General features: G+C 43.3%; 13 protein-coding genes. 3 read left to right on the top strand and 10 right to left on the bottom strand.

The genetic code is table 11. From position 1 onward, the window contains the following. Nucleotides 1-215: 215 nt before the first annotated feature. Nucleotides 216-461: a hypothetical protein gene (locus GO620_RS00875; protein WP_157523261.1), complete on the bottom strand. Its 246-nt coding sequence runs from the start codon at nt 459-461 to the stop codon at nt 216-218. 16 nt (nt 462-477) lie between these two features. Beyond that, nucleotides 478-1,305: a helix-hairpin-helix domain-containing protein gene (locus tag GO620_RS00870; RefSeq protein WP_157523262.1), complete on the bottom strand. Its 828-nt coding sequence runs from the start codon at nt 1,303-1,305 to the stop codon at nt 478-480. Between the two features lie 49 nt (nt 1,306-1,354). Between GO620_RS00870 and GO620_RS00865 the strand changes: the two genes are divergently transcribed. Both GO620_RS00865 and GO620_RS00860 read left to right on the top strand, forming a co-directional pair. Continuing rightward, nucleotides 1,355-3,109 (top strand): lysophospholipid acyltransferase family protein, encoded by a 1,755-nt coding sequence (locus GO620_RS00865; protein ID WP_157523263.1) that lies wholly within the window; start codon nt 1,355-1,357, stop codon nt 3,107-3,109. A gap of 177 nt (nt 3,110-3,286) precedes the next feature. Next, entirely contained in the window at nt 3,287-3,574 is a 288-nt protein-coding gene (locus GO620_RS00860) for a hypothetical protein (RefSeq protein ID WP_157523264.1), read from the top strand. Between the two features lie 129 nt (nt 3,575-3,703). Here GO620_RS00860 and GO620_RS00855 read toward each other — a convergent pair whose 3' ends face one another. From GO620_RS00855 to pheT, 6 genes are all read right to left on the bottom strand, one after another. Beyond that, on the bottom strand, nt 3,704-6,997 hold the full coding sequence (locus GO620_RS00855) for a TonB-dependent receptor (protein ID WP_157523265.1): 3,294 nt from the start codon (nt 6,995-6,997) through the stop codon (nt 3,704-3,706). A gap of 138 nt (nt 6,998-7,135) precedes the next feature. Next, a complete protein-coding gene (locus GO620_RS00850; RefSeq protein ID WP_157523266.1) occupies nt 7,136-7,651 on the bottom strand; it encodes a hypothetical protein in 516 nt (171 codons plus the stop codon). Nucleotides 7,652-7,774: 123 nt separating this feature from the next. Continuing rightward, complete coding sequence (gene rny, locus GO620_RS00845; RefSeq protein WP_157523267.1) at nt 7,775-9,340, bottom strand: ribonuclease Y; 1,566 nt, start codon at nt 9,338-9,340, stop codon at nt 7,775-7,777. Nucleotides 9,341-9,499: 159 nt separating this feature from the next. Further along, nucleotides 9,500-9,790, bottom strand: coding sequence for a cell division protein ZapA (locus GO620_RS00840; protein ID WP_157523268.1), 291 nt, complete (start codon nt 9,788-9,790; stop codon nt 9,500-9,502). Between the two features lie 21 nt (nt 9,791-9,811). Further along, nucleotides 9,812-10,099: a hypothetical protein gene (locus GO620_RS00835; protein ID WP_157523269.1), complete on the bottom strand. Its 288-nt coding sequence runs from the start codon at nt 10,097-10,099 to the stop codon at nt 9,812-9,814. 103 nt (nt 10,100-10,202) lie between these two features. Continuing rightward, nucleotides 10,203-12,602: a phenylalanine--tRNA ligase subunit beta gene (gene pheT / locus GO620_RS00830; protein ID WP_157523270.1), complete on the bottom strand. Its 2,400-nt coding sequence runs from the start codon at nt 12,600-12,602 to the stop codon at nt 10,203-10,205. 151 nt (nt 12,603-12,753) lie between these two features. Between pheT and GO620_RS00825 the strand changes: the two genes are divergently transcribed. Continuing rightward, nucleotides 12,754-13,050, top strand: a complete 297-nt coding sequence (locus GO620_RS00825) for a hypothetical protein (protein ID WP_157523271.1) — start codon at nt 12,754-12,756, stop codon at nt 13,048-13,050. Between the two features lie 18 nt (nt 13,051-13,068). On the opposite strand, the gene radC is transcribed toward GO620_RS00825, so the two are convergent. Together radC and rpsT are read right to left on the bottom strand one after the other, a co-directional pair. Next, nucleotides 13,069-13,767, bottom strand: coding sequence for a RadC family protein (radC, locus tag GO620_RS00820; protein ID WP_200230503.1), 699 nt, complete (start codon nt 13,765-13,767; stop codon nt 13,069-13,071). 84 nt (nt 13,768-13,851) lie between these two features. Beyond that, nucleotides 13,852-14,106 (bottom strand): 30S ribosomal protein S20, encoded by a 255-nt coding sequence (gene rpsT / locus GO620_RS00815; RefSeq protein ID WP_157523272.1) that lies wholly within the window; start codon nt 14,104-14,106, stop codon nt 13,852-13,854. Between the last annotated feature and the right edge of the window lie 170 nt (nt 14,107-14,276).

Below are 14,276 nucleotides of genomic sequence, written 5' to 3'. Positions count from 1 at the left end.
ACCGCTTAGATGTGAGATTTGAGATTGTCTGAACCCGAATTTTTAGAATTATGAAATTGTGGAATTGTAGCGGCACAATACCTTGTGTCGCACGAAGTTTATAGAAAGCTCCTCTTAAATCCTCCCCGGGAGGGACGGCTTTTAAGGTTTAAATCAGTTGTGTCATGCTGAGCCTGTCGAAGCATCTTTTTTTATTCAGGGAATAGCGAAGAATCTTAATCAGATTTCAAGCGCCTAATTTCCTGAATTAATCTTGGTATGTCTTGCTTTGCATTGGCAATAAAATCGATGTCGGCTTTAGAAGTATTTTGGAGATTAATATCATCTTCATTACCGAAACCAATCCCAGTCATAATAAAATCGTCGCCGCTTTCATGATCCCGCCCTTCAATATAGGTTTCCAAATACCGGGTTTCGACTGTAAGCACCTCATTTTGTTGTAGTTCTTCTTCCGAAATCATCGTTTTGATAATTATTTTATTTAAAAACCAAATAAGGCTTTATTTTCTTCAGGGTAGCCTCATCCAATATCGCCACGTCCTTCAGGTCGTCAAAATTATCATAATCGCCATGCTCGCTGCGGTACTGGATAATGGCATTAATTTGTTTGTAGCTTAGATACGGATAACGCCGAAGATCTTCGAAAGTAGCCTTGTTGATATTGGTTTTCTTTATTGCGTTTGCGTTTATTTTTACAGCGTCTTTGATCAGCAGGTAATGTTCCTCATCTATCCCGAAAACTTCCTTCAATTGGGTCTTGGCATGGAAACCGCCTAATTTGTCGCGATAACGGATAATGCGCATGGCAAAAGCGGGACCGACGCCTTTTAATGTTGTCACCGTTGCCGAGTCGGCGTGATTGATGTCTATAATGGCAGGTACAGTTTCGCCACCCGGAAGGTTGATGTAAGGTTCCAGGCGTTTGTAGTCCTCAGCAGAAATGGCATATATTTTCTTTACATCCTGTTTAGTTTTAAAGGTGCCGCCTTTTTCTTCGTAATGTTTAATCATTTTTGCCTGATGCGCATTCAACCCAAGCTTCATCCAGCCGCTATCGCTCAATTGGTTTGGGTTAAAAAATGTTAGTTTAGAAGGCAAGTTTAATTTTGTGCTGTCAGTCGTTTTTACTTTCGGCATCAGCTTAACCAGGCTGTCTATCTGTGCAAAATTTATTGTCTTATCTTTGCGAAACGCCTTGTACACGTACGGCGCACTTACTACCAACACGATCAACACAACCAGCACAATTACCCCATTCCACTCCTTCTTTGTTATGGACAGGTAATTTTTAAGGTCGCTTTTCATCAATTGGTTTGCTTTTGGCAGTTGAAAATAAATAAATTTGAGCTAACCTATGAAGATAATCACCACAGAGGAGTTTGCCGATGCCACCGGACTGTCTAAGTTGAAGATGCCGGGCCTTGCAGCACTTCTGATGGAGGTGATGAAGATCAACCAGGTAAATGAACTTTTTGCCCAGGCGCAACCAAAGCAAGGGCCCGAGTTTGTCGATGCCATTCTTGCGGGCTGTGGCGTTACCGTTGATTTTGACCCTGCCGATCTTAAAAACATTCCGGCAGACGGCGCTTTCATTGCTATAGCCAACCACCCTTATGGCGGGATAGAGGGCATGGTATTGTTAAAGATGCTGTGCATGGTAAGGCCTGATGCTAAGCTAATGGCCAATTTCCTCCTAAAGAAAATACCAAACCTAAGCGACTACTTTATAGCTGTTAATCCGTTCGAAAATATCGAACACTCATCAAGCATCAGCGGTATAAAGTCCACACTTGAGCTTTTGCAAAACGGCACACCTATAGGGATTTTTCCTGCCGGCGAGGTATCCACATTCAAAATAGACCAGCAACAGGTTACCGATAAACTATGGCACCCTGTAGTAGGCAAGATCATCAGCAAGGCCAAAGTACCGGTTGTGCCTATTTATTTTCATGGTAACAATGGCGTTCTTTTTAATCTATTGAGCTTGATACACCCAACTTTGCGTACAGCCAAGTTGCCATCCGAATTATTCAATAAACAGGGCCATACCATTAAGCTGCGTATTGGTAAGCCAATTAAAGTTGAAGATATTCCGGGTCATAATAACCCTGGTAAGCTGCTTAATTTCTTAAGGGCCAAAACATATGCCTTGGGCGCAGGATTGGAGGACGAGAAGCGTTTGTTTAATCCACGAAACCTGTTTAAGATCAAAAAAAGCCCGGCAGCGATTGAGCCCGAAACAGACCGTGCCACGATGGTAAAAGAGGTTGACGGACTGCGCGAGAATTACTTGATCACAACAGAAAAAAACTATGAGGTGTATGTTGCGCCAACCTCTGCCATACCCAATGTAATACGCGAGATCGGCCGGTTAAGGGAAATCACTTTCCGCGAGGTTGGCGAAGGCACTAACAAAAGCACCGATCTTGACGAATATGATATTTACTATCATCACCTATTTATCTGGGACATTGAAGCAAATATGCTGGTAGGTGCTTACCGTATTGGCCTTGGCGACGAGATCTATTACAGTATGGGCAAAAAAGGCTTTTACACGGCCAGCCTGTTTAAGATCAAATCACAATTTACATCGATACTAAAACGAAGCCTCGAATTAGGGCGCTCCTGGATCCGTAAAGAATACCAGGCAAAACCACTGCCGCTTTTCTTACTTTGGAAAAGCATCCTCAAGTATGTTACGCTGAACCCGCGGTACCGTTATCTTATAGGCCCGGTGAGTATCAGCAACAGCTTTTCTAATTTTTCAAAATCGCTCATAGTAGATTATATTACCCGTAACCATTTTGATCCCGAACTGGCAGAGTACGTTAAGCCGCGCAAGAAATTTAAGGTTGATTTTTCAAGTATCGATGCCGACTTGTTACTGCAGGCAGAAGACAGTTTTAAAGGTTTGGACAACCTGATATCTGAACTGGAATCGCGCAATATGAAGGTGCCAGTGTTGCTTCGCCAATACATGACCCTTAACGCCAAGATCATCTGTTTCAACATAGATCCTAAATTTGAGGATTGCCTTGACGGCTTCCTGGTATTAGACCTTCAGAAAGTCCCCCAGGAGATGCTGGACAAACTCGGCAAGGGCTTTTAACTTTTACACCACCCATTTCTTTAGAAATATTTGATTTTTTTAACCTTGTGCCACAAGCGATTAGGCTCTGCAGGTCAATTTTAAAACGCTCAACGTTAAACGCGATGGCACAATCCTTGTCTGTATTAATATAACAATGCTGATAAAGCATCAGGTAAAAATTAAAACAGACACATTATGAAACGTATAACCTTTCTAGCCCTAACTGCAATTTTATTAAGCGTAGGCGCAGCAAAAGCACAAGTTGGTGTGCATGTAGGTTTAAACTTCGGTACACCTGTATATCATCGCCCATACTACCGCCCGGTTGTGGTAGCACCGGCACCCGTTTATTATGAACCGGCTTATCGCCCCGTATACGGCGGTTACTACAGGCGCCCTGTTTATGTAAGAACACGCTATTATTCACGCCCTGCCGTTGTATATCACACCAGGTATTATGGCCGTGGTTACAGAAGATGGTAATTTAACCTATTGATACGAAAGCCCCGTTTGGAATCAAACGGGGTTTTGTGTTTTTAGATCCTGCAAACAAAAAAAACTCCCGGCTTTCACCGGGAGTTCTATCAACTGATCTATTGTAATTAACTCAAATTAGAAGCTGTAGCGTACACCGAACTGCATTTGCCAGCGTGATGCGAAATAATCAACTGAATATGGCAAGCCCGGGTCTGCAAACCTGTAAACAGGGCTTGTAGTTGCAGTACCTGCTGTAGCAGTTGTCAAACCAATGCTTGATGTTGAGTTGTAAGTATTTGGAGAGAAGTAGTATTGACCCCAGTGCTTGTTCAACAGGTTGGTTAAGTTAACAATGTCATAAGTAAATGTGATAGCTTGTTTCCTCTTGCCATTACCAAATTTAAATTCCTGAGCAAAACGGAAATCTAAGCTGGTGTTCCACGGTGTGAAAGCAGCGTTACGCTGTGTAAAATCGCCACGGCGTGTAGACAAGTATTTATCAGTGTTAATGAAGTTATCAAAAGCTGCTGCCTGTTGGGCCGCTGTTGCACCACCTGCTATATCACGGAAGAAATTAATCGTCTCGCCTACTTTTGGAATGTAAGCTAAACTAACTTGCTGACCTGTACCATTAATAGGGTTAGGATAAAAACCGTATGTATATGGGTTACCACTCTGCGCATTTAAGAAAAACGTAAAGTTTGCAGTATAATTTTTGGCAGCGTCCCAATTGGTCATGAAGTTTAATGTAGACACAATGCGGTTACGGATATCAAAGTTTGAATTAGCTAAACCAGGATTATTTGGATTCAAAGCCTGATTTAACTGCCAGTTAGATTCCATTGAGTTACGGATACCATTTGTCACATCTTTAGAGTGACCGTAAGTATAGGCAACCGTTGCGTTGATATTGCTTAATTGAGACAATGTAAACAGTTTAGCAATTTGGCCGGTGATGCTGTAACGGTAACCAAGGCTTGTGTTTGATAATAAATAAGCATTGGTGTAAAGGTTGCTTATAGCCTGGCTTGTACCACCATTACCGTTAGCGCCTGCAACAAATATTGGTTGTTGGTGCTGTGTATCGTATGGATAGTAAATTACATTATCAACCAAATTTACGTGCTGGAATTTAAGATCGTAAATGGTCTTGGTATAAATACCGTCGATAGTGAACTTCCACTGATCTGGAGTGGTATAATCTAAACCTAAGCTGCTTCTCCAAACCTGCGGCATTTTAAAGTTGTTGTCAATTAAGTCAACCTGGGTGGGGCCTGTAGCGCTGGTGTTAGGTGCCGGCACTTGCTGGTTAACGAAACCTAAACCACCATTAGCAGGCGCTTGCACAGGGTTGGTACCTGCAGTAAACGGACCTGCTGTGTTTCTTCTGTCGTAAGCACCATAAGTGTTACCATTGTTGTAGAACGCATAACCAAACCATGCAAAAGGCACACGGCCTGTAAATGTACCGGTACCACCGCGCAAAATAACACTTTGATCACCTAACAGATCCCAATTAAAAGACACACGGCCGTTAAACTCAACATTATCTAAATATTTGTTAGTGATATTTCTTGGCTGAGTATAAGTGTATGTATTGCCATAATTAGGGTCAACCGGAGCATTTGTAGTTTTTGCGCTCAATGGTTGTTTGTTCGGTACACCTGCATAATCCAGACGCAAACCGTAGTTCAACTTAAAGTTATCCGCTACCTGAAACTCGTCCTGGCCATATAAACTTAACAGGTTTACTTTAAATTGTGCTGATGGATTAGCTAAAATATAATCGCGTGTGTTATTGGTGTAATTAAAGTTTGTACGCACGCGTGATGGTGTGTTTGCTAAAAATGCTGCTATGCTACCATAAGCGTCACGGCCGTTCCAAGCATTTACAAAGTTGTAAGTGATGTCATAAAACTCGTTGTGCGTACCAAATGTAAGCGTATGCTTGCCTGTAGTTAACACGAAGTTGTCTGTGAACTCGAACGTTTTCTGATGCATATCAAAGATGGCAGCCTCACGGTCTGTACCTAAGAAAATGGTAGTACCGGGAGTGTTACCGGTGATCTCTATCTGCGGTAAAGCAGGGTTCGAGTTAGGGTCGCGATAGTCATGTACGTTTGAGTAACCTAATAACAGGTTATTGCTGGCAAAATTGCTCAATCTTGATTTTAACTCCAACACAGTAGATGTAGAGTTATTATGCGATGTATAGTCGATACCACCAAAACGGAAGTTGCTTTGATCGCGCTCTAAGTTGGTAGCTGATGAAGTGATGGTATTATTTCTTAACGTTAACTGGTTTGCATCATTGATGTTCCAGTCTAAACGGTTAAAAAATTTGTTTGAGTTTGAGAAGATGGTTGTATTATCATAAGTACCGGCATCAATCCCGCTATATGTCTTGAACGCTGCAGCAATATTTTGCGCGTCTGTCAGCGAAAGGATCTTTGCAGAACCTGCGGTACCGGCGCCGGATATTACAGGGTCTACGCGGCGGTTAATTTCTTCGTTAGTGAAGAAAAACAATTTGTTTTTGATGATAGGGAAACCTAAACGGCCACCGATCTGGTAGTCATGAAACGATGAAGGCAAACTTGAACCATCGCCGCCTGCAAGTGCAGAGGCATTGTTAGGGCCAACCAATGAAGCATTACGGCCATAGCTATAGAATGAGCCGCTTACATCATTTGTACCACTGCGTGTTACAGCGTTAATAGAACCACCTAATACGTTACCGATCTTGATATCGTAAGGAGCAACGTAAACCTGTATGTCTTGTATCGCGTCTATAGAAACCGGGTTTGTACGTGTGCTACTACCAACCTGACCGGATGTATTGTTTTGGCCACCAAGAGAAGGGCTAAAACCAATCGCGTCATTATTGATGGCACCGTCTAAGGTTACGTTATTATAACGATAGTTAGTACCCTGGAAAGAGTTATTGTTACTTTGCGGGGTAGTACGGGTAAGGTCTTGAAAGTTGCGGTTGATAGATGGCAAAGTCTTAATAGCGTTTTGACCTATACGTGTGCTGGCACCTGTTTTTGTGGCACCGCCGGTTGCGCGGACAGTTACTTCTTTAAGTGCAGTAGCCTCGGGGCTTAATAAGAAATTGTAAGTAGAGTTTCCTAAGCTAAGTGTGATGTCTTCACGTACTTCTTTTTTGTAGCCTACAAAAGTGACCGTGATGGTATAAGGCCCGCCAGGGTTAGCATTTGCGATGCTATAACGTCCATCTACGTTTGTTTGAGTGCCGTAACGTGTGCCGGTGCTTGTGTTAACGGCATTAACGGTTACACCAGGCATGGTAATGCCTTTTTCGTCGACAACCTTACCGCTAACGGTAGCGGTTGTTAACTGCGCACTCGCCGTTTGAGCGGCCAGAACAGCAAAAATGGATAATAGGAGAAAGTAAAACTTCTTCATGGAGTTGTGAGATTGATTTAGCCACAAAGGTTCGGAGATGGTGTTAACTGACCATTAACACCAGATTATATTTACGCCGATAAGTTTTAACCGAATGTTAAGCGTAAGTTAATTGCTCACAAAAAAACTCAGCCAGAGTTAATATTTTGCAGACATGGGCTTAATCACAAACCGCGCCAGCCATAACGGGATATTTAAGATGCCGCTTAGAATATTTAAGTGTCTTTTCGTAAGCAATCTTGTGATCCCAAACCCGCCAGTAAAAAGCATGGCTGCGTAGATGATGCGGGTAGATAGCTCGCCTTGTTGATGAGAAGCTTCGACCAACGTTACGCCGTAAGTGATTCCAAATATTAAGAGTAATAGTAGGTAAGACAGCAAGGGTGATTGCCGGTACCAGTAAAATATAAGCGCGGCGATAGCGAATGACGCCCAGTTAAAATATCCGTTATAGTTATGCAGAAAATTGAGATGCGGAAATGGTATTGTCCACAACAAGCCGATTAATCCAAAATAAAACAGCACCGTTAAGATGCTAAACAATATAATAATAGTGCTGCCTTTAAGCAGATTATCGTATCGCTCAAAATTACCATCAATGGCGCGTTGGGCACCATCGATGGTTTTATCAGGTATTTTTGATTGTTGTTTCAATTTTATGTCTGAGTGTCATTGCAAGCCATCTTTGATGGCGGGGCAATCTCGTCGCATTCACAGACGTTAGCTACGGGATTGCTTCGTTCCTCGCAATGACAAAGCGGATTAGGACTTTGCCTCTTACTTGGCAAAAGCCACAGACCTGGTCTCCCTGATCACGGTAACCTTTATCTGACCCGGATAAGTCATCTCTGTCTGAATGCGATTCGAGATGTCAGCCGCTAAAACTTCAGACTGCGCATCGGTGATTTTTTCGCTTTCAACTACAACCCGTAACTCGCGACCTGCCTGTATCGCAAATGTTTTTTCGACACCCGGATACGACAAAGCCAATTCTTCGAGTTCTTTCAAACGTTTGATATAGCTTTCAACTACCTCGCGGCGTGCACCAGGACGGGCGCCCGAAATAGCATCACAAGCCTGGATGATAGGCGAGATCATCGAAGTCATCTCTATCTCGTCGTGGTGGGCGCCGATGGCGTTGCAAACCTCAGGGTTCTCTTTGTATTTTTCGGCTAGCTGCATGCCAAGAATAGCGTGCGGCAATTCGGGGTTATCATCAGGCACCTTACCAATGTCATGTAACAAGCCTGCACGCTTAGCTAATTTTACGTTCAGTCCAAGCTCCGCTGCCATAGTAGCGCAGAAGTTGGCTACCTCGCGAGAGTGCTGCAGCAGGTTTTGACCATATGACGAGCGGTAGCGCATACGTCCAACCATTCTGATCAGCTCAGGGTGAAGGCCATGTATGCCCAGGTCAATTACGGTGCGCTCACCTATCTCAACGATCTCCTCTTCTATCTGCTTTTTAGTTTTAGCAACAACCTCCTCGATTCGGGCAGGGTGGATACGGCCGTCAGTCACCAGGCGGTGCATAGCCAAACGGGCTATCTCGCGGCGCACAGGATCAAATCCTGAAAGGATAATAGCTTCAGGGGTGTCATCCACAATGATCTCGATACCGGTAGCAGCTTCCAACGCACGGATATTACGTCCTTCACGGCCAATGATACGGCCTTTGATCTCATCATTCTCGATATTGAAGATGGAAACTGTGTTTTCTATAGCACTCTCCGTCGCGGTACGCTGTATGGTCTGAATAACTACTTTCTTAGCTTCCTTAGTAGCGGTTAGTTTAGCCTCGTCCACAATGTCTTTGATCTGCATCATGGCTTTTGTGCGTGCTTCTTCGCGCAGGGTATCTATCAACTGATTCTTAGCATCCTCGGCGCTTAAACCGGCAATAGCTTCCAGTTGCTGTACATGCTGATTTTTTAAAGCTTCAACCTCTTCTTGCTTTTTAACGGCAAGTTCTGTCTGGCGTTCTAAATTTTTACGCACGTTGTCCATTTCGCTTTCTTTGCGGGTGGCATTATCCAGCTTGGCATTCAGCGACTGTTCTTTTTGCTTCAGCTGATTTTCGCGCTGGTTCATGGCGTTGTTCTTGCCGTTTATTTCCTGCTCGTGCTCTGCTTTAAGTTGTAAAAATCTTTCTTTGGCTTCGAGCATGCGGTCTTTTTTCATGATCTCGGCATTGCTCTCAGCATCTTTAAGGATCTTTTTTACTTTGGCTTGCGCTGCTACTTCCTGTTCTTTGAACAGTTTGCGCAGCATATAGCGGCCAATGATAACGCCTATAACAGCGCCTATCAGCAAGCCGATGATGATATACAGTAAAGTGGTCATATAATTGGTTAAAGTGTTATTAAATAAAAAAACCGTACTCAAATTTTAAGTGCCTGCCCGTCAATTGATCGAACGCGATTATCGCTTTCAACTGTCATGATCTTAGCCAAGTGAACTTAAAATTTAACTACGGTTAAATTTATGCCCTAAATATTTGCCTTACTTCGAAAAAAATGCTGTAAGCATCTGGTCCAGTTTGTCTACACCATCTGCTATCCCTGTATCTTCTGCGGTTACTTTACGCTCTGCCTTTAATGATGCTGTTGCATATTGTAATACGGCCATTGACAGCAGATCTTGCTTATCACGTACCGCATATTTATCCTGATATTCCTTCAGGCTGTCATTAATTAGCTTTGCCGCCCGCCTGATTATCTCTTCCTCGTCTGTGCTTACCTTTAACGGGTAAACCCTGTCAGCTATATTTATTTTTATGGAGATATCTCCCATTGAACATGTTCACTACGCGTATTACTTTTTAAGCAATACTATGCACTTATCAATTTCCTGCACAAATTCGTTAATTTTTTTCTTCATGTCAAGGCTTTTTTCTTCGCCTCCGGAAAACGACTTCGCAACTTTAAGTACACGCAAGCGTTCTTCCAGCTCAACCACTCTTGTCTTGCCATCTACAACAGCTGCTTCCAAGCGATCGCTTTCGGCCTTTAACAGGTCATTCTCCTGCTGTAAGGCGGCGCACAACTCAATTAAGCGTTCTGTTTTTTGGGTAATTGCCGCTAACTGCTGGGTGGTTGACATTTCTTGATTTCGAATTTCGAATTTTCAATTTTGGATTAGGAAAACGCGTCATTTTGCATCTGCACATTTACACATCGGCAAATCTGCAAATCTGCAAATCAAACTATTTCCGTATTTCTGCGCCTGCCTCTTTACCGAAGTTATAAATTAATTTCTGCATTATGGCATCTATGGCTTTGTCTGTCAGTGTTTTCTCTTCATCCTGAAGAATAAAACTTAACGCGTACGACTTTTTACCGGCAGGCAATTTATCACCCTGGTAAACATCGAATACGTTTACGTTTTTCAACAGCTTTCGTTCTGTTTTTTGTGCGATATTTTTCAGATCGTTAAAAGAAACGTTTTTATCTACCAGCATAGACAGGTCGCGGCGCACCGACGGGAACTTTGGTATATCCTGAAATTTAATGTTGTTCTTTTGCACAGACGACATTATCAGGTCGAAGTTAAACACTGCGTAGAATACCTCATTATTTACATCCGCCTTCTTTAACGCACCAGCACTCACGGCGCCAAACTGCACCACGGTTTTGCCACCGCGGTTATTATACTGCAAACCGTAAGTAAAATCATCACCCGATGCATCTTCTGTGGTCAGGTCCTTTAATTTCAACCGTTCAACCAATTCGTCGACAATACCTTTAAGGTTAAAGAACGATACTTTACTTTGCTTTTGCCCCCACTGTTCCGCTTGCTGGGCTCCGGTAACGAAGATCGATAATTGCCGCGACTCAACATATTTGTCTTCCTTGACATTATAGATCTTACCGAACTCATAAAACTTAAGGTCGGCACTTCGGCGGTTCTGGTTATAAGCAATAGCCTCTAAACCCGAGTACAGCAACGACTGGCGCATAATATCCAAGTCGCTGCTTAGTGGATTTAATATCTTTACGGCATTGTCGGGGTCGGTTGCAAACTCAGACGCGGTAAGCGAATTAGCCAGCATCTCGTTAAAACCATTGGCTGTCAGCAATTCTGAGATACTGCGTTGAACTGTTTCCTTTTCGGGCCTTGATGAGGTGTTCAATGACGCCCTTATCTGCGTTGGAATATGGATATTATTATACCCATAAATCCTCAGCACTTCTTCTATCACGTCAACCTCGCGGGTTACGTCCACACGATATGGCGGAACGGATAGCAGCAACCCTTCTGCGGATTCTTGCTCAACCTTAATATCCAGCGCCTCAATGATCGCCTTTATTTCGGCGGCAGGTATATCCTGGCCTATCAGCCTGACCGCGTTTTTGTAACTGAAGTCGACCTTGAAAGGTTCAACCTGTGCAGGGTAGATATCTGATATATCGGAAGTAATTTCGCCGCCCGCAATTTCTTTGATCAGCAAAGCCGCGCGCTTCAAAGCAAATACCGTCATATCCGGATCGGTTCCACGCTCAAAACGGAAGGAGGCATCTGTCTTTAAGCCAAAACGTTTGGCAGTTTTACGAACGGTAACGGGGTTAAAGTATGCACTCTCTAAAAATATATTGGTTGTAGTGTCACTCACGCCCGAGCTGATGCCGCCAAATACACCCGCGATGCACATCGGCTCGCCTGTATTGCAGATCATCAGATCGTCGGCATGTAGTTTACGCTCAATGCCATCAAGGGTAACAAAACGTGTACCCTCCGGGCAAGTTTTTACTACTACCTTGCCACCTGTTATTTTATCGGCATCAAAAGCATGCAAGGGCTGACCCAATTCATGCAGCACATAATTAGTGGCATCTACCACATTGTTTATCGCTCGGACACCGATAACCGCCAGCCTGTCCTTTAACCACTGCGGCGACTCTTTAACCGTAATGCCCGATATAGTAAGGCTGCTGTAGCGCACGCATGCTTTGCTTTCCACTTCAACAGGGATAATTCTATCGGTATTATCTATAGCGAAAGTATCAACATTGGGCTGAGTAACCGGTAGCTTCAAAAAGGCGGCAACATCACGCGCCGTACCCAGGTGCGATGCAGCATCGGCACGATTGGGGGTAAGGCCTATCTCGTATAAATGGTCGTCGTTAAGGCTAAAATAATCTTTAGCTAATGTGCCAACCTGGGCATTATCGGGCAATACCATAATGCCCTCGTGCGAAGTACCTAAACCTATTTCGTCATCGGCACAGATCATCCCTTCAGAAACCTCGCCGCGTATTTTTGATTTATTGATCTTAAATGGTTCGCCCGCTGTTGGGTAAACCGTTGTACCCACAACAGCAACTACCACCTTTTGGCCTGCGGCAACGTTTGGCGCGCCGCAAACAATTTGCAGGGCTTCGCCCGTGCCTACATCAACATGGGTAACACGCAAACGGTCTGCATTTGGGTGCTGGGTGCAGTCTTTAACATAGCCGATCACCAAGCCTTCCAGTCCGCCCGGGATGGCCTGTACTTTTTCCAGGCTTTCGACCTCAAGGCCGGTGCCTGTCAATATCTGCGAAATTTCCCACGGTGTTTTATCGGTATGTATAAACTCTTTGAGCCAATTGTAAGAGATCTTCATTGCCGCAAAGATAAAGAAAAGCCCCCTCTAAATCTCCCCCAGTAGGGGAGACTTTTATTCGCAAATAAGTTAATGTGCGGATGCGCGCATAGTTGTTTATTATAAAATAATGCTGTAGAAATTATTTGCAAATTCGAATAAAAAGAAAGCAATGAAATATTTCAACTTAATAGTAATCGCGTCTTTATTAACTTTTTTCTTCTCTTGTAAACATCACAGTCAATATTTCGACACAAAAATTATTGGCGTTGTTGATAGCGTAAATAAGTCGGCAAATATTTACAGGGTATTTATTAAGGGCGTGAGTTATGATCTATTTGGCGATAGCTCCTTTCCTGTGTATCAATTTAGATTGGTAAAGGGCGACAAACTATTTAAACCTGCAAGAACAGATACTTTGCATGTTATTCATGAAGAGGATGAAGGATTGATTTTTATCTTAAAATAAAGAAACTCTTTTGGTTCATTAAAACAACCCTTCATCCGCGAAGCTGAAGTAACCCGTATCAGTAACGATTATATGGTCGAAGATGTTAATGTCAAGCAGTTTTCCTGCGGCGTATAGTTTTTTTGTAAGGTCTATATCCTGCTGACTTGGTTTCTTATTGCCGGATGGATGGTTATGCGCCAGTATTAATGAGGTGGCCTGGTGCTGTATTGCAAGGTGAAAGATAATGCGCGGATCGGCAACAGTGGCAGAAAGTCCCCCCTTGCTGATCAGTTCCTTCCCCAAAATCCGGTTGTTGCGGCCAATGAGTACGATCCAAAACTCCTCGTGCGCCAGGTCTACCATATAACGTTTAAGGTATTGCCATGCCGCGTTACTACTTGTTACTATTTCCGGCGCCTTAACTTCTGTCTCGTCGCGGCGGCGGCCCAGCTCTAGTGCCGCGATTATGGAAATGGCCTTTGCTTCGCCGATGCCCTTAAACTTGCATAGTTCGGCAATGGACACCTTTCCCATTTTTTGCAGGTCGTTGCCGTAGTGGTGCAAAATGCGCTTGCTTAGCTCAACCGCGCTCTCATCCCTATTTCCCGAAGCTATCAAAATGGCTATCAGTTCAGCATCACTTAAAGACCGTCGCCCCTGGGTGCTTAGCTTTTCACGCGGGCGGTCATCCTCTGCCCAGTTCTTAATACTGATCTTATTTTCGTAAGGTTCCACACGGGTAAGGTATCAAAATTTGGTGCAACAAAAAAGGGACAGTGTTTTCACACTATCCCTTTTCAAATATTTAGATTTTAAAGCTTAAGCTAAACCATTAACAAATTTAGTCAGCTTAGATTTATTGTTAGAAGCTTTGTTTTTGTGAATCACGTTCTTTTTAGCCAAACGGTCAAGCATAGAGATCACTTTAGACAAAAGAGGTGTAGCATCTGCCTTAGTAGTAGAAGCCCTTAATTTTTTGATAGCGGTACGGGTGGTTTTAGCCTGGTACCTGTTGCGCAGACGCTTCGCAGCGTTAGCTCTGATCCTTTTTATCGATGATTTATGATTTGCCATTGTAGCTTAACTTCGTTCTTTATTTTTCGGACTGCAAATATAAGACGAATAGTTTTTATAATCAAATGCGATTTTAAAAATTTTTAAAGGTAGAATTTGGTATACGCGGCTGTCGTTCAGAGCGCAGGGAAGAATTTTATTTAGCTGCCTCAATTAATAGTTTGTCATAG

This window comes from Mucilaginibacter ginkgonis, assembly GCF_009754905.2.
Taxonomy (GTDB): Bacteria; Bacteroidota; Bacteroidia; order Sphingobacteriales; family Sphingobacteriaceae; genus Mucilaginibacter; species Mucilaginibacter ginkgonis.
This window is presented reverse-complemented; position numbering and strand designations above follow the sequence as displayed.

What these genes read in the sequence shown, in the direction of transcription:
- GO620_RS00875 (WP_157523261.1), bottom strand. Translation starts at nt 461, where the DNA reads ATGATTTCGGAAGAAGAACTACAACAAAATGAGGTGCTTACAGTCGAA.
- GO620_RS00870 (WP_157523262.1), bottom strand. Translation starts at nt 1,305, where the DNA reads ATGAAAAGCGACCTTAAAAATTACCTGTCCATAACAAAGAAGGAGTGG.
- GO620_RS00865 (WP_157523263.1), top strand. Translation starts at nt 1,355, where the DNA reads ATGAAGATAATCACCACAGAGGAGTTTGCCGATGCCACCGGACTGTCT.
- GO620_RS00860 (WP_157523264.1), top strand. Translation starts at nt 3,287, where the DNA reads ATGAAACGTATAACCTTTCTAGCCCTAACTGCAATTTTATTAAGCGTA.
- GO620_RS00855 (WP_157523265.1), bottom strand. Translation starts at nt 6,997, where the DNA reads ATGAAGAAGTTTTACTTTCTCCTATTATCCATTTTTGCTGTTCTGGCC.
- rny (WP_157523267.1), bottom strand. Translation starts at nt 9,340, where the DNA reads ATGACCACTTTACTGTATATCATCATCGGCTTGCTGATAGGCGCTGTT.
- GO620_RS00840 (WP_157523268.1), bottom strand. Translation starts at nt 9,790, where the DNA reads ATGGGAGATATCTCCATAAAAATAAATATAGCTGACAGGGTTTACCCG.
- GO620_RS00835 (WP_157523269.1), bottom strand. Translation starts at nt 10,099, where the DNA reads ATGTCAACCACCCAGCAGTTAGCGGCAATTACCCAAAAAACAGAACGC.
- pheT (WP_157523270.1), bottom strand. Translation starts at nt 12,602, where the DNA reads ATGAAGATCTCTTACAATTGGCTCAAAGAGTTTATACATACCGATAAA.
- GO620_RS00825 (WP_157523271.1), top strand. Translation starts at nt 12,754, where the DNA reads ATGAAATATTTCAACTTAATAGTAATCGCGTCTTTATTAACTTTTTTC.
- rpsT (WP_157523272.1), bottom strand. Translation starts at nt 14,106, where the DNA reads ATGGCAAATCATAAATCATCGATAAAAAGGATCAGAGCTAACGCTGCG.